The organism is Persicobacter psychrovividus (assembly GCF_036492425.1).
GTDB classification, from domain to species: Bacteria; Bacteroidota; Bacteroidia; order Cytophagales; family Cyclobacteriaceae; genus Persicobacter; species Persicobacter psychrovividus.
The window spans coordinates 1,004,188-1,020,831 of sequence record NZ_AP025292.1 but is presented as its reverse complement, the minus strand read 5'-3'; the positions used below and the strand labels follow the sequence as shown (position 1 = coordinate 1,020,831).

Below are 16,644 nucleotides of genomic sequence, written 5' to 3'. Positions count from 1 at the left end.
ATATTCTCCACGGGTAAAATACCCGAGGCTAATGAAAATGTACCTTCGGCACATCAGCCATGAAGGGGATTTTCCAATAGCCTGGAGCTGTCGCATAACCACCATTTGATGTTGTATCACGAAATTTTATTTGATCACCGTATAGGCTGATCCAATGTCATTAAGTTAAGGATTTTGGGCTAACTCAAGTGTAAATCTGAAATGCATGTAAAGGCTTAATTCATTATCTCTCATGTAACCATTTGAATAAATCAAAGGGAAATCAGCGTTGTGTTAGACGTTAAAAATAACGTCTCTACGGGGTAAGGCGCTTAACTTCATGACATTGTGGGCTGACCTATGTGTCTGCCCGAATCATCATAAATTTTGGGTGGTTTGGATACACACAGGTGCATCCGTACAGGTCAAGGAATAATATTTTGTGTTACTCTCCCTTTAATAGCCTTCGGATTGAATCAATCTAAAGAATACATACCTTACCAGATGACGTTAGGAACATGTCTTTCAAATTACTATCGTTTCAACAGGCGACCAAACCAGCCTGGTTTCTCCGCTTCTTCTTCATAATAGCCCGAACCATAGCCATAACCATATTGGTAACCGTGTCCGTAGTTTCCATAGCCGTAGCCATATCCGTAACCACGTTTGCGTTTGGGCATACCATTATAAATCAGGTGGAAATGCACTCGGTATTCCTCAGGAATAAATTCGCCCACATGCGCCAAGCTCGGCTTAATGGATCTATTGTAACGCGTTACCAACAGATAATGATCTACCCACGGCAACAACGGAATGGTATCCGACACCAACGATACTGGAGGCGTATCAATCACAATGACATCATATTTCAAGCGTGCGACCTTCAGAAAATCCTCCATTTTATCTGACAGCAATAACTCTGCAGGGTTCGGTGGAATATCACCGCTCACCACAAGGTCAAGTCCCTCACAGGCGGTTCCCCGAATGATCTCTTTGAGCCCACGATGTCCCGCAAGATAGTTGGACAACCCATCCGATTTATCCACCTCGAAAAACTGGTGCAAAGTAGGTTTGCGCAAATCCGCACCAACAAGCAGGGTCCTCTGCCCTGCCAAAGCATAGGTATAGGCCAAATTCACAGAATTGAAAGACTTCCCTTCTCCCGCAATTGTTGAGGTAACGAGAATCGTTTTCGCCCCCTCGCCCGAACTGTTCAGGTAATTGAGGTTGGCACGCAGCTTCCTGAAGCCTTCCGCCAAATGCCCTTTAGGCCTGGTAAATGCAGCATTTCGGTCATCACTTTCACCAATCGTCCCAATGGTTTTCAGTCCTGTCAGGCGCTCAGCATCCTCACGGTACTCCAACTTTTGGTTCAGGAAGGCCAGCAATACAATGAGCCCTATTGGAATAGCCAAACCGACTACCCCGCCCATCATCAAATTTTTCTTGGTATTCGGTGCCAAGGGGAGATAACTAATCGCTGGGGCATTCACTACCTCATAATCTGAAGTGGTTGAGGCCCGCGCAATAGAAGCTTCTGTTTTCTTCTCCAGCAAAAGATTATACAGGTTTTCATTCACCTGATAAATACTGTTCATCTTCGTCAGTTTTCTCGAAGAAGACTGATAATTCCCCACATTGGCGAGCAAATTATTTTTATTCCCTTCAAGCTCCGATTTATTTTGAGTAAACTCACGACGCATCGAACGGATATTCTCCAGGATATTGTTTTCAAGTCTTGCCTTGCGCTCCACAGCTTTATTCACCAAAGGATTGTTTGCATTGGCTTCCACCTTATTGAGCTTTTCCTGCAGTTTCACTTCAACATATTTTTGCACCAGATCATCCAGCAAGGGGATATCCAGTCCAACCACATTCGGCGCAAAAACTTCCTCCGTGCGGTGCTCAATCAAATAATCTTCGAGATAATCAATATAGCGCTCTTTCAGTCCTATGGCCAACTGCTCTTTTTGCAGCTCCTCCACCTTTTCAAACAGGTGCTCAGACCCTGCAATATATTTCCAGTTACCTGCCTGAAAGCTGTCAATCCGCTGATCAAATCGACCCAGGCTATCTGCCACATCGTTCAACAGCCCATCAATAAAATTAATCGAATTGGTGGCATATTGATTCTTGGAAATCAAAGCATGTTCAACCACCACCTCAAAAAAAGTATTCAGAAAATCACGGTCCTTCTGCGGGTTAGGACCTGTCATATTCACATCAATCAGCGAGGAGTTTTGTTTTGTCCATGATAAGTTAATGCGCGAACGATAATAGCCCAAAAGTGCCCCTGGGGAGTTAATTATGAAATGTTGTTCCTGCTCATTAAAGGTTTGAAAGTCCCTTTTGGAGGTTTTCAGTTTAAAACGAAAACCTTCAAAAGCGCCCCATTCATTAAACCGAAATTGGTGCCCCGCCAAAAGTGCATTCAGCTCATTGTCTTCCGCAACAAGTCGGTAAGTACCATCAGACTGCACATCCTTAATGATCAGCATTTGATCATAAGGCACACGCATGGAAGAACTGTCCCACTCCAGATGAATCGCCCCATAAGGATAAGATTCCGTCAGTTTCACTCTTCCCTGCACATAATAGGACACGCCAAAATTCAGTCGTTTCAGGGTCTCCCGAACATTGTCTTTGGACTTGATCAAAGCCATTTCCAACAGGAAGTCTGGCTGACGTGTAAACATGCTGTTCCCATCCAATGCCGCACCCATCAATGGGTTTGCCTTGGAGTTTTCATATTTCTTACTGACCAGCTGACTATTCACTGAATAAATCGGAATCGTATACCGGTTGACCAGCCAGCCCGCAAGCAAGCCAATAAAACCACATACCAAAACCAGATACCACTTGTCCAAAACCTTGAACAACAAACGCATCATATCTTCATTTCCCTGCTGTCCTGCAGGCTGATTTTGTTGATTCATCATACCAGCTTATTCTTGGATTGTGCGGATCAGAGCGATCAGTGAAACAATAGAGGTCAGGAAAGTCACCGTCGTCAAGGCATCCTGAATACCATATTTACGGAACGAGCGCGCACCCATTGGCGGCACAACGATCACATCATTGGGCTGAATATAGTAGTAGGGAGATTTCAGAAAATCCTCAGAAAGCAAATTTACATAGGCCACTTCTGTCTGTCCGCCATGCTCCCTGACGATCTTCAATTCCGAACGATCCGAGAACTCACCTGGCGTACCTGCCATTGCAACGGCTTCAAAAAGGGTGGTTTTATCTTTATAAGTGGTGTATACCCCCTGGTGATCAACCTCACCCAGAACGGTGAATCTGAAATTAAGGATCTGTACCCGCACCTGTGGAGCTTCAAAAAGCCCTTTCAATTTCTCTTCAATAATATCTTCGGCTTCGGCCAGTGTTTGCCCTTCAAGATTGATCAGGCCAATCTTGGGCAGATTAACCTCCCCGGCATCATTCAGCAGAAAGCCTGTCGCCTGAGGATCCCCCTGCGCAATAGGCTTGCCATCATCACCAACCATCTGTCCGCCCATCTGATTCATCATCTGCTGCTGGCGCATACCAGTTTGCCCTCCTGCGGAATTATTTTGCATGGTCTGCCGACTCAAATACATGAAACTCCCCATTTGCACTGCATACTGATTGATGAAATCGTACTCCGTTGAGGTCAGGGAGCCTATTTTTATGGAAATCAGGTCGCCCCCCTTGAGCTTAAAATCATAGGACGTCCGATCAAAAGAGCGAATAACCTCATCAGTAGGAAGCCCTTTCCGCCCTTCAGCATCCTGTAAATAAGTGATTTTCTTGCGCGTGATGCAGGATGAAAACATCGAGCAAAATAAAACCAATAACAAGACTGGTTTCAGCATAGCCAAAGATTGACGCATTAAAAAAGTAATTGATAAAATAATATAAATGAAAATCCGACCGCTATGGTTCTATAAATTGGATTTGCCTTAAAACTACAAAAAATAAATTTTAAATCACTATTCTGCCCCCTACAAAAGTTGCTGTAATGGGAGCGCCCCACAGACGACACCGATTTCCACAGATTTTTTTTATCGATCAACGGCATCATGTAGAGACGTTATTCTTAACGTCTGCATGATAGACGAGAAAATTGGTGAATATATTTGTTCACAGGTTACACAGATTACTTTCCCCTATTACTAATTGGCCTCCTGTAAAGGCGTAATTCATTACGTCTCACGGCTCGCTCAACACCACACGTCAAGCACTGTCATAACAGCCAAACACCTAACAAAAAGGGATGATATGTTTCACCTATCGGTACGGATGTTGCACGCAACGTCCGCACAAATCCCCCAACAACACAGCCCACCTATCGCGAGAGTCCCTCTCGTGATAGCCTCACACACAAAAAAGCCCCCAATCCTGGAGGCTTTCATTATCATTAATCTATTTCTTCTTCGGCTTTTTTCTTTTTCAGCTTGTAGGCTCCCAATGCTCCAGCGCCAAGCGCGAGCAGGGAAATTCCGCCGTCTATGGGAATTTCGTTACCTGGTGGATCTGGGTTGCCTTCTTGGCAAAAGCCCGTAAAACTTAACCCAAATAAAAATAAAAATATAAAAATAAGTCTCATCTAATTAACAATTATTTTTTCAGAATAAACCCCATCAGGTGTTACCAATCTCAATATATAAATACCTGGAGTATTTAACCAAGCCCTTTTAATTATTTGTTGATTCAATGAATAAAACTCATCTACAACTTGTCCTTGTTGATTCCAAACAATGACTTTACACTCCCCAAGATTCAATGGATCCAAAAACCTTAAAGCACCTCCTGAATGTACAGGGTTTGGAGAAAACCAAACTCTCTTGTTATCCGAACTCAACACTTCTTTTTCTCTTAGAACAACCAATGAGAATCGATTTGCACTTCGTTCACTATCTGTATCAACATTATAAGAGTAACCGCTTTTCAAATCTTCAACACCAATGTATTTATCCTCATGAGCATCATAAAGTTGTACAACAAAGCCCAAGGTAATTAAATCCTCAGTACCGTCTAACTTAAACTCTTGCACACCGCTCAATCGCCTTTTGTATTGAGTTACTAATGGAAACATTAAAGTATCCTCTTGGTGTGGCAAGTTACTGACTTCAATCACTCGGTTTCTTAATGGTGAAACGAACTCAACACTATTCCCTTGACCTTCAATCTTATCTAAAGAATAACGCGAAAGATCAGAATCAGACAAGTATAAATAAGCTTTATCATCCACTTGATCATCCCCAAGAAGGGAAAGCGTCAATTTATACTTATCATCTACCACTTCTCTTCTCGGAGAAATATAGACCCCATTAGACTTCATAGACTCCGTAAAGTTGTAGGTGAAATTAGCAGTTACCTGAGCCATAAAAGATTGTGCAACCCCAATACTATCACCATCTGTAAAGACCTCATAATTACCTGAAGTTTTACTTAAAATCTGAATAGCATTTCCTTGCAACACTCCTCCTGTAAACCCATCAATAACAGCCCCTACATCCAATGGGCATACGTATGGATTAGACATTAAATTAAATCCCTTCTGTGCAGCAGGTGTATAAGTTAATGGAACAGACACATTTCCAAAGCTTAGATCTCCTTGAGAAGTTAAAACCTTGCTACCAGAGATAAAAGACTGATAAAGATAGGTGTTTACACCATGACCTGGTGACATAACATCATTTACACTTGTGATACCTACCCATCCTGAAGGACTTTGACTTTCATCATAGGTAAACACACTTGGATTCCCTGTACCAACATAAACCTGGAATCCATTCTGTCCATTCCAATAGCTCAATGGCATGTTCGCAACAGGAACTGCAATATGTACATACCCCTTTGAGGTAAAAGGATAATACATTTCAACATTAACATCTCCGACAATACTTGGAGCATTAGTGGTTTCTGCAATAAAAGCTTGATTACCACTGGATGCTTTTAGGGTAAGGCTATTTCCCGTCGTTAAGGCAACCACATCTGAACCACTAAATTTTAACTCATGAAACACATTTACGTCTGCCGCATTTGCTATTGTTTTTTGACCCAAACCGCTAAACTCTAAATCATAAAATGAATTGGTTCCTTCAAGGTTCTGAACACCAGAAGTTCGAGAAAAACACACCGTCTGATTATTATGCGTAAAAGTACCATTATTTTCCCAACTCCCCTTAGCATCTACCTTCCCTCCTGGAGTAAAAGAGCCGTTATTTATTAAACCCCCTTGAACTTCCAATTCAGCACCTGGTTGCAAAGACCCATGATTTGTAAGACTCCCTTGAACCGTAAGTTTTGCATTTGATGACAAAGTAGCATTTGCTTCTATCACCACATCCCCACCAACTGTTGTAGCTGGATCAATCGTGGTTGTGGATGTTTCAGTAAAATTAACATCACCAAGATTAAAACCAGTCACCCCTAACTGGGGAGTACCCGAGCCTTTCATATTCAAGGTCGTGATACTACTACTTCCATCAACTCCAGAAATCTGCACATTATTTGATGCATTCATAGTTATGGCTGAAAACTCGCCCCCTGTTACCGTTACTGCACCAGTTGAAGTAAAGGTACCATCACAAATAAAATCATTTGCGCTTGACAAAGCACCTACCGTAAAAGTCGTAACATCAACTGTTCCTGTAGCTGCATTGGTAAAACTTGTAGTTGCAGTAATACCATCTGTATCAAATGTTCCAGCATTTACAATTATTGGAGCGGTAACCGATGGTGTCGTTATCAAGATTGCATCATCAGTAATCGTTAACTTTGACACGTTCAGCGGGCTTTTATACAATTTTTCTCCATTATCCATTATCATTTCTCCGATATTGGTAAAGGTCATCGAACCTAAATCCTGCTTTATAGGTACACTTGCATCAAAGGTCAATACCCCTGCATTATTAATTGTAGAAGTACCATCAATATTACCTTGAATCGTAACATCCTCTCCATTAAAGTCAATACCATTACTATGCGTAATATTAATATTTCGATAATTAATTGAAGCTGCTTGCTGAACAGCTGTACCACTAAATATAACCGTACAAGTATCAGTCGCATTTACTGGAGCGATTACTGATGATGCTGTGCTAATGAAGTCTCCTTTTATTTCTAATGAAAAAGGTAAAGTTTTAGAGCCGCCAGATAAAATAAGATTTTGATAAGGTAAAGAATTTGGCAATACAGAGACAGTCTGACCGTCGCCATTAAAGTTAATATTAGTTTGTGGATCGATAGTAATAGTTCCAGAAACCAACAAATCCCTCCCTACCACCAATTCACTCTGCGGGTACTCGATATAAAATGTCCCGACCACCCCTCTTGAATTTTCAACAATAAGATCATTAACTATAGTCAACTTCCCAGCTAATAACGAATCATATTTATCCCCTACTGCGAAATAACCACCTCCTTTAATTGTAAGAGAATTACAGACCGCTGGTGTGGAATAGACGATAGGGAATCCTCCCGAATTAACTTGAACATCATCATCTTGATCAGGCACATTCCCTGTAGACCAATTACTACCAACAGCCCAATCACCATACAAGGGGCCAACCCATGTTACCTGCGCCCATCCCACACTCGGCAGCAACACGCCTACCAACAACAAAAGTATTAATTTCCTCATGCGAATATCAATTTTCGTTAGAATGCTATTTTTAGTATTGATCTGCCTCATAGATTGAAGATGATGTAAGGATTAGTATTTAAAAATCGGCAGGTGTAACAACCTTTTCCCTGAAAAGTAATGTTTATCGCATTATTATTGGGAATAAGCAACACCTAATTGTATTATTAGCTTATTTATTATAGTGAATCTATAATTATACAATGATAATTCTTAATCCTACAAAAACAAAATACAAGGCGGCATTAATTTATTTTTAATCTATTGTTTAGGCGATGTCATTTATTAAAGTAGTTCATAATAAAATTGTTTAAGAGGTAGCAAAAAAGCGGGAATCCGCTTAGATTTAGGAATGCTTGATGGTCAGTCTTTTATTATCAGAAAGACTGAGTTGATGACCCGCTAAACTTTTTGGGCTTGTAAAATGTCTGAAAGCTAACAGCGGAGGAGTAAACACCGCGCTATAAAAATGAACCGTTATGATCCAAAAATTCAAAGAACAATGCCTGGCACAGGTAGCCAATATAGATCAAGAAAGAAAAGGTGAAATCCAGCTGATCGCCGAGGCGCTTCGTCCTGCCTTAACGGAGGAAACCAAATTGTTATTTGTAGACACCCACAATTCCCGCAGTGGTATCTTTGCACAAATCTGGGCAAAATGCTGGGCGATGCATTTTGGGCTGAAGCAACTGAAAATATATTCTGGTGGCATGAAGGAAGAATCTATTCACAACAACACCATCAATGCGTTAAACCGCGCCGGTCTTTTTGTGAATCGCCTCGATTATCAGGAGAATGCCCGTTATCAGGCGTTTTACCATGAGGGTGATGCGCCCGTGGCTGTATTCTCCAAATTGCTGGACGATTATGCCAATCCGAAAACGGACTTCTTTGCGGTGGTCACCTCTCAGGCCGCTAAAGACAATTATCCGGAAATTGCAGGCGCCCAACAAACGCTTTCGCTGATCTTTCCTGATATCCGCCAGGTGGATGGCACCATGGAGGAGGATCGCATCTATTCGGAATACAACCTGAGGATTGCCACGGAACTTTGTTGTTTGATGGGGATGCTGGGGGGACAATAAACTTCCCTAATGATCATATGATTTTTTTGTTTCGCAAATCGGATATCGCCCATCGAAAATCTGAGATCACTTCTATTATTGTCTTAAAGGGTTCTCATAAAAATTGAGGGCGTTATTTAAGGATTACAGCAATAGGCTATCGAATATTTTTGTACCTGACGGTACGGACGTTGCACAACTCAGTTCTATGAATTTAGCACAAAAGATTATTTCGTGAGCTGTACGGATGCACCTATGTGTGTATCCAAACCACACAAAATTTATGATGATTCGGGCAGACACACAGGTCAGCCCATACAGTGACAAATAAAATTTCGTGGGGCAAAATCAATTTATGGTTATGCAACAGCCCCCTACATTCACAAATGACATAAAACAAAAAAAGCCCATCACGGTAAAATCCGCAACAGGCTTCATTTTATGTTTGGCTATCAAGGGTCATCATACAACCGTAACTTGGTGCTACCTTACAAAATTTTGTACTGTTTGGTGCGGGCGAGCCCACGTGTTCGCCCGAAAATATCCTGGAAAATAATGTTTAGGTCAGACACATCGGTCTGACCCTACCAAAACCTCATTTTATTTGGTGGTATAAATTGAAATTCAGGGTGCGTACCAGCACCCGATACCTGAATTTCAAAATCTGTGACAATATGTGTAATCTGCGGGTTGATTTCCCTTACACCAATTACACCAACTCCATGCTCTTTTTAATCGCCTCGATACGTGCTTCAAGGGAAGCGTAAGTAGCATCGAAAGCATCTTTTGATGCCAAAGGTGTATTAACAGAGAAATAGAACTTGATTTTTGGCTCTGTACCTGATGGACGGGCAGAGATTTTTGATCCGTCTTCTGTGAAGAATTGTAGTACGTTAGATTTTGGCAAGTCGATGCTTGTTTCTTCTCCCGTCGCAACATCTTTCACGGTAGACGCCTGATAGTCGATCAGTTTCACCAATTTCGATCCGTTGATTTCCATCGGAGGATTCTCACGGTAAGCGGCCATCATCGCCTGAATTTCATCCGCCCCTGCTTTCCCTTTTTTGGTCAGAGAGATCAGGTTTTCCAAATACAGACCATGCTCTTCATACACTTCCATCAAGAAATCAAAAACAGTCAGCCCCTGATCCTTGATCCACGCAATAGCTTCCGCCACCATCGCACAAGCCTGAATGGCATCTTTATCACGCACATAATCTCCGAACAGGTAACCGTAAGATTCCTCACCGCCGCCAATGAACGTCTTCTGACCTTCGAGTTCTTTGATTTTCTCGCCGATAAATTTAAAACCAGTCAATACATTGAAGTACTCCACTCCTGCCGCTTTGGACATTTTCTCCAACAAGCCAGTCGTTACCACGGTCGAACAGGTAAATTCTTTGCCCGTAATTTTACCCAGCTCTTTCCAGCGACGCAAAACGTAAGCCAGCAACATGGCACCCGTCTGGTTACCGTTCAGCAACTGCCATTCACCTTTGTGATTTTTCACAGCAATACCCACACGGTCGGCGTCAGGGTCTGTCCCCATCAATACTTCCGCATCCAGTTCCTTGGCTTTAGCCAATGCCATCGACAAAGCCTCTGCTTCTTCTGGGTTTGGATATACTACCGTAGGGAAGTTACCATCGATCACGGCCTGTTCCTGTACCACATGCACATTCTCAAAGCCCATTTCTGAAAGCAATCGCGGCGTCAGGGTGTTTCCTGTTCCGTGAATTCCCGTAAAGACAATCTTCATGTCTTTTTGGTTTTTGATGGCCTCAGGAGAAAGCAAACGCGCTTTAATTTCCTTCAAGAAAGCATCATCCACCTCTTCAAGAATCGGCTCGATCAAGTCGGCATTTTTCTCGAATTTCACTTCATCAATAGAAGCAATGGCATTCACCTCTGCCACAATATTTTTGTCGTGCGGCGCCGTTACCTGGCAACCGTCATTCCAATAAGCCTTAAAGCCATTGTATTCTTTCGGGTTATGCGATGCGGTGATCACGACCCCAGATTTACAACCCAAATGGCGGATTGCAAACGATAGTTCAGGAGTTGCACGCAATTCGCTGAACAAATATACCTTGATACCATTGGCTGAGAATACCGCTGCTGTAATTTCAGCAAAGAAACGGCTGTTGTTGCGTGGATCGTAAGCCACCGCAGCACTGATCTGCTCGCCAGGATATGTTTTCAATAGATAATTCGACAAGCCCTGTGTAGCCTTACCGATGGTGTATTGGTTCATACGGTTCGAACCGACACCCATAATTCCTCGCATACCGCCCGTACCGAATTCCAAATCTTTGTAGAAAGAATCTACCAGTTCGGTATTGTCTTCGGCATTCAACATTTGCTCGATGCTCGCTTTAGAGTCAGCGTCAATTTTCATGTTCAACCATGATTGCGCTTTTTCAATAATTTGTTGTTCCATGAGATTTTTTGATGGGAAATATATCTGGAAAAAAGTAAGAACAAATCCATACAGCAGACCGAAGCAGGAGCTTCACTGCTGCACAAAAATTTTACACTTCCAAAAATAGGTGTTATTCAGACAAATAATATGATGTAGATTGTCTTTCTCCATGAATAAGTAAAAAAATCCATTATTTTCCGCATAATCACCCTAAATTATTTAAATCGAGTTCGATAAAAACCATATTTTGAGGAGCAGCATACAACTGATTTCAAACGGTTGCTGAACAAGGCCGCACTAAAGACCAAGCCGATGAAGCACCGCCTCCTTATAGGTTTTTCCGATCGGCACATACTGCTCAAGGATTTTGAGCTGATTGCCATCAAGACCTTCTACAAAGTCCATATTGACAATGAAAGATTTGTGCACCCGCATGAATTTCCCCTGTGGCAGTTTGTCCATCAGTTTGGTCAGCGACTGCAATGCCATCACTTTCATCGTCGGCGTATGGTAACGCACATATTCGCGCATCCCTTCCACATAGGCGATATCACTGACATTAATGCGGTGATATTTGTAATCCTCCTTAATCATCAAAAAGTCTTCCGTTGCAGCAGGTGTCGTGGTCGGCGCAACCTCTTTCAGGCTCATCAGTTCTTCCGCTTTCGCGACGGCCTTCATGAAACGATCCAGCGAAAAAGGCTTCAGCAGATAATCGATCGCCTGCACCTCGAAACCTTTCACGGCATGTTCGGCATAGGCGGTCGTGAAAATGACCATCGGCGGCTTGGCAAGGGCATTGAGCAATTCAAATCCTGTAAGGTCAGGCATCTGAATGTCCAAGAAAAGCAGATCAATATCGGTGCTTTTCAGCAGTTCAATGGCTTCCAAGGGGCTTTCACAAGTATCAATAAGCTCAAGGTTGGGCACCTTGCTCACATAATCTTTCAGCAACATTCGAGCAAGCAGCTCATCATCTACAATCAGGCATTTTAACTTTTGCATGGCGATTATTTTTTTGAAGGAAGGTTCAAGGATAAATGTACCAAAAAGCGGTCTTGGTCATCTTCTACCTCAAGCTGATGGGAATTCGGGTAAAGCAACGACAGCCGCCGTTCGACATTTCTCAGGCCAATTCCACCGACATTGTCCTTACGGAACGGCTGAGACGGCTTGCTGTTTTCCACCCTGAAGATCAGGGCTTCAGCTTCAAGAAACAAATTAATACGAATCCAGCCCTGCTTATCTTCAATTTTACTGTGTTTGAAGGCATTTTCCACAAAAGGGATGAATATCATGGGCGGTACGGTGGCACCACTCAGCGGCGTCTGTAGTTGCAGCTCAATATCGAGTGGCCTTTCAGACTTCAATAATTGCAGCTGAATATAATCCTGCAAATACTGCACCTCCCGATCCACAGGCACCAGTTCTGCCTTGCAATCATATAATATATAGCGTAACATATCCGACAGCTTGAGAATCATTTCTGGCGCTTTGTCGGATTTTAGGTAAGCGAGCGTGTAAATATTATTTAAGGCATTGAAAAGAAAGTGCGGATTAATCTGCGACTTCAGGAAGTTAAGCTCCGACTGCAATGTTTGTTCTCGTAGGGCGACGGCCTCTCTGCTTTTCTGAAAAGCGTATTTGGTCATTTCAAAAGCCGTGGAAAGGAACAGCACCAGCAAAAACTGCATGAATTGCGGAAAGACGGTATAATGCACAATTTGCTTCAGCGGATAACTCAAATTTGATTTCGGCCTGCGGTATCGGCGCATCTCCCGCCGGTCAATCAAATTGGAATAATGTTCCATCAGCGACTGATCCAAATGATTATAAATATAGGACACCACCACTACTGCCAGCAAGGCGCCCCCGAAATATAGCCACCATTTCCTGTCATGCAGAAAGTGGGGAATCAGGTATTTGATGTTTATGGCGATCACGATGGTCATGCCGACAATGATCAGTATCGCTTTGTAGGCAGAAAGGAAGTTGGGTAACCTTTGCGCAAAGAACGACCACATGATCAAAAAATAAAGGGACAGCAACACTGAATAGCCGATCAGCTCGCCAAGGCGGGAATGTTGAGATAAAGGATGACTTTTTTGCTTCATGATTTAAAGATACATGGATGCTACTATTCTTTCCAAAAAAATCAATGAATGGCAGTTTTTGGTCAATGAAGAAATATTTATTACCCACAGGTTTCTTTGAAGAGGTTTATACAAAGGTCGATTACAAATCAATAGAGTGCATAAGACCTTCAGGGAGTCTATCGCGTGACTCTGTCTCGTGATAGGAAAATTCAGGTAAGCGCTATCAGGGGCTGTTACACAACCATAACCTGATTTTATATCACGAAATTTTATTTGGCCACTGTACGGGCAGACCCAATGTCATTAAGTTAAGGATTTTGAGGGACACAGGTCTAAATTTGAAATGCTCGTAGAGGCGTTATTCTTAACGACTCACGTAACAATTTGAATAAATCTAAGAGGAAACCTATAAAATCACCATTGAATTAGACGTTAAAAATAACGTCTCTACAGGATAATGCGCTTAACTTAATGACATTGCGGGCAGACCTGTGTGTCTGCCCAAATCATCATAAATTTTGTATCGTTTGGATACACACACGGGTGCATCCGTACAGCTCACGAAATAATCTTTTGTGCTAAATCCATAGAACTGAGTTGTGCGACAGCCCCTGATGGCAAAAGTGTTTACCCTCCTACTGTGATGCACTCAAATCAATATCCAAAATAAAAAAATCACGGCAACCCTCTAAATCAAGGTAATCATGGATTATAATTCCTTACAACATGATCTTAAAAACAAAAAAACCGATAAGCAGGAGCCTATCGGTTTAAATTATTTATAATATTTTAGGTCAGGCGCATAAGCCAGGCCCTACCATATTTGCTATTTTGTTTAATCTTTCAAAGATTCGAAGTCGAAATCCTCCAAAAACTTGGTGGTGAAATGTCCCGTCTTGAAGGTCGGGTCATCCATCAGCTTGAGGTGGAAAGGAATCGTTGTTTTGATCCCTTCGATGACAAACTCCTGCAATGCACGCTTCATACGAATAATGGCGCGCTCACGGGTTTGTGCCGTAACGATCAATTTGGCGATCATCGAATCGTAGTTTGGTGGAATGGTGTAGCCAGCATAAACATGCGAGTCCACACGTACACCACGTCCGCCAGGGAAATGAAGGTTGGTGATTTTTCCAGGTGACGGACGGAAGTCACGGCCTGGATCCTCAGCATTGATTCGACACTCCATAGACACGCGCTCAGGGTAACGATCGGAAGCCGAAACTGGCTGACCTGCCGCCATTTTGATCTGATCTTTGATCAAATCCACTCCAGTTACCTCTTCAGTAATAGGGTGTTCCACCTGAATACGGGTGTTCATCTCCATGAAGTAGAAATCTCCATGCTTGTCCACCAAAAACTCTACCGTACCTGCGCCTTCGTACTTCACCGCCTCTGCAGCTTTCACTGCCGAACGGCCCATACGCTCACGCAAATCCTGATCCAAAGCCGGAGAAGGGGTTTCCTCTACCAACTTCTGGTGACGACGCTGAATGGAACAATCACGCTCAGAAAGGTGAATCGCTCTTCCCGTGCTGTCGCCTAAAACCTGGATTTCCACATGGCGAGGCTCTTCAATGAATTTCTCCAAATAAAGGCCGTCATTACCAAAGGCTGCCGCAGATTCGCGGCGGGCATCGTGCCATCCTTTTACAAACTCATCGTCGTTGTTGGCCAGGCGCATTCCGCGTCCGCCACCACCGGCGGTAGCTTTAAGGATTACAGGGTAACCCATTTCTTTGGCCAATCCAAGACCTTGCTCTACAGAATCCAACAGGCCTTCAGAACCAGGAATGGTCGGTACACCTGCGGCTTTCATAGTCGCTTTGGCGGTTGCTTTATCGCCCATCCCCTGAATCATTTCAGGAGAAGCACCGATAAATTTAATATCATAATCACGACAGATCTGGCTGAATTCTGCATTTTCAGACAAGAATCCATAACCTGGGTGAATAGCATCTGCATTGGTAATTTCCGCCGCAGAGATAATATTCTGAATTTTCAGATAAGAAGCGTTCGATGGTGCAGGACCGATACATACCGCTTCGTCTGCAAATTTCACATGTAAACTTTCCTTATCAGCAGTAGAATAAACTGCAACCGTTTTGATGCCCATCTCGCGACAGGTGCGAATCACACGCATGGCGATTTCGCCGCGATTGGCAATCAGAATTTTCTTAAACACGATGATTGAATTTAAGGTCAATAAAAATGTCCGACATTGGGTACCCAAAAATCAGCAGGGCGCACCAGTGAATAAAAAAAGCCCAAACCGTAGTCCAGGCTTTTAAATTATTTCGTCGGATCTACCAAGAAAAGTGGGGTATCAAACTCTACAGGAGTAGCGTCGTCTACCAAAATTTCTACGATTGTACCGCTTACTTCAGATTCAATCTCATTGAAAAGCTTCATGGCCTCAATGATACATACCGTCTGACCTGCCGAAATCTTGTCACCTACATTCGCGAAGGCTGGAGATTCTGGATTGGCAGACTTGTAAAAAGTACCAATCATTGGTGCTTTAATCGTTACCAAATTAGCATTGGTCTCTGCTGCTGGCGCTGCTGCCGGCGCAGGAGTTGAGGCTGGTACCTGGGACACTACGGGTGCTGGAGCGGCTGCCGGCGCAGCTGCTGCTGCAGCGACGGTTTCTACTACGCGAGTAGGTTGCTCTGGCTCACGAACGACAGAAATTTTAAATTCTTCCGTTTCAATTTTTACCTCGTTAAGTCCTGACTTAGAGATAAAGTCAATCAGGCTTTTAATCTCTGATGGTTTCATAGGGTTATTATACTTTTACACGTTCCACATACGATCTCGTACGCGTATCGACTTTTATCGTATCCCCTTGGTTAATGAATAGGGGTACTTGAATTTCAGCACCAGTTTCCATGGTGGCTGGTTTAGTAGCATTTGTCGCGGTATCGCCTTTAATACCTGGCTCAGTGTAAGTTACCTCCAAAACCACATGAGCAGCAAGCTCACAAAGCAATGGACGCTCTTCCTCAGCCAAGAATAAAATCTCTACCATTTCGCCTTCTTTCATCAAGTCGGCATTATCTACAGACTCTACTGGAAGATTTACAGACTCCCAAGTATTGGTGTCCATAAAGTTCAAACCGAAATCATCGGTGTAAGAAAATTGGTGCTGACGACGCTCAATACGTACTGGATCAATTTTATGACCAGAAGAGAACGTATTATCGATCGTCTTTCCTGTCACTACATTTTTCATCTTCGTACGTACGAAAGCTGGGCCTTTCCCTGGCTTAACGTGCTGGAAATCAGTAATAATGTATAATCCAGATTTGAATTTAATACATAATCCGTTTTTAATATCAGCGGTAGTTGCCATTATTTATATCTTAAATTTTCTAATAGTTTCTTTCTAAGTAAGGAAACTCACCATTCATACACCTATTTCTCAACGGCGCATAAAAGTAAGGTTTA

At 42.8% G+C, this 16,644-nt stretch carries 11 protein-coding genes; 1 reads left to right on the top strand and 10 read right to left on the bottom strand.

The annotated features are described in order from the left end of the window. Positions 1-512 precede the first annotated feature (512 nt). The 4 genes from AABK40_RS04670 to AABK40_RS04655 all read right to left on the bottom strand — a co-directional run bounded on the left by AABK40_RS04670 (position 513) and on the right by AABK40_RS04655 (position 7,663). Positions 513-2,918, bottom strand: a complete 2,406-nt coding sequence (locus AABK40_RS04670; protein ID WP_338397754.1) for a polysaccharide biosynthesis tyrosine autokinase — start codon at positions 2,916-2,918, stop codon at positions 513-515. A gap of 6 nt (positions 2,919-2,924) precedes the next feature. Continuing rightward, positions 2,925-3,836 (bottom strand): polysaccharide biosynthesis/export family protein, encoded by a 912-nt coding sequence (locus AABK40_RS04665; protein ID WP_338397753.1) that lies wholly within the window; start codon positions 3,834-3,836, stop codon positions 2,925-2,927. Between the two features lie 545 nt (positions 3,837-4,381). After that, the gene (locus tag AABK40_RS04660) at positions 4,382-4,570 is read right to left on the bottom strand and encodes a PID-CTERM protein-sorting domain-containing protein (protein WP_338397752.1); all 189 of its coding nucleotides are present in this window, start codon (positions 4,568-4,570) and stop codon (positions 4,382-4,384) included. Next, positions 4,571-7,663: a T9SS type A sorting domain-containing protein gene (locus AABK40_RS04655; protein ID WP_338397751.1), complete on the bottom strand. Its 3,093-nt coding sequence runs from the start codon at positions 7,661-7,663 to the stop codon at positions 4,571-4,573. Between the two features lie 428 nt (positions 7,664-8,091). Here AABK40_RS04655 and AABK40_RS04650 point away from each other — a divergent pair, with 428 nt between their 5' ends. After that, positions 8,092-8,697 carry a low molecular weight phosphatase family protein gene (locus AABK40_RS04650; protein WP_338397750.1) on the top strand — a complete coding sequence of 202 codons (606 nt, stop codon included), beginning with the start codon at positions 8,092-8,094 and terminating at the stop codon, positions 8,695-8,697. A gap of 688 nt (positions 8,698-9,385) precedes the next feature. Here the strand turns inward: AABK40_RS04650 and AABK40_RS04645 are convergent. The 6 genes from AABK40_RS04645 to efp all read right to left on the bottom strand — a co-directional run bounded on the left by AABK40_RS04645 (position 9,386) and on the right by efp (position 16,549). Then, complete coding sequence (locus AABK40_RS04645) at positions 9,386-11,116, bottom strand: phospho-sugar mutase (RefSeq protein WP_338397749.1); 1,731 nt, start codon at positions 11,114-11,116, stop codon at positions 9,386-9,388. 279 nt (positions 11,117-11,395) lie between these two features. Continuing rightward, a complete protein-coding gene (locus AABK40_RS04640) occupies positions 11,396-12,103 on the bottom strand; it encodes a LytR/AlgR family response regulator transcription factor (protein ID WP_338397748.1) in 708 nt (235 codons plus the stop codon). Between the two features lie 5 nt (positions 12,104-12,108). After that, on the bottom strand, positions 12,109-13,212 hold the full coding sequence (locus AABK40_RS04635) for a sensor histidine kinase (RefSeq protein ID WP_338397747.1): 1,104 nt from the start codon (positions 13,210-13,212) through the stop codon (positions 12,109-12,111). An 817-nt stretch (positions 13,213-14,029) separates the two neighbouring features. Then, positions 14,030-15,379: an acetyl-CoA carboxylase biotin carboxylase subunit gene (gene accC, locus AABK40_RS04630; RefSeq protein WP_332922318.1), complete on the bottom strand. Its 1,350-nt coding sequence runs from the start codon at positions 15,377-15,379 to the stop codon at positions 14,030-14,032. 107 nt (positions 15,380-15,486) lie between these two features. Continuing rightward, positions 15,487-15,975, bottom strand: coding sequence for an acetyl-CoA carboxylase biotin carboxyl carrier protein (gene accB, locus AABK40_RS04625; RefSeq protein WP_332922317.1), 489 nt, complete (start codon positions 15,973-15,975; stop codon positions 15,487-15,489). A gap of 7 nt (positions 15,976-15,982) precedes the next feature. Next, positions 15,983-16,549: an elongation factor P gene (efp, locus tag AABK40_RS04620; protein WP_332922316.1), complete on the bottom strand. Its 567-nt coding sequence runs from the start codon at positions 16,547-16,549 to the stop codon at positions 15,983-15,985. Positions 16,550-16,644 lie beyond the last annotated feature (95 nt).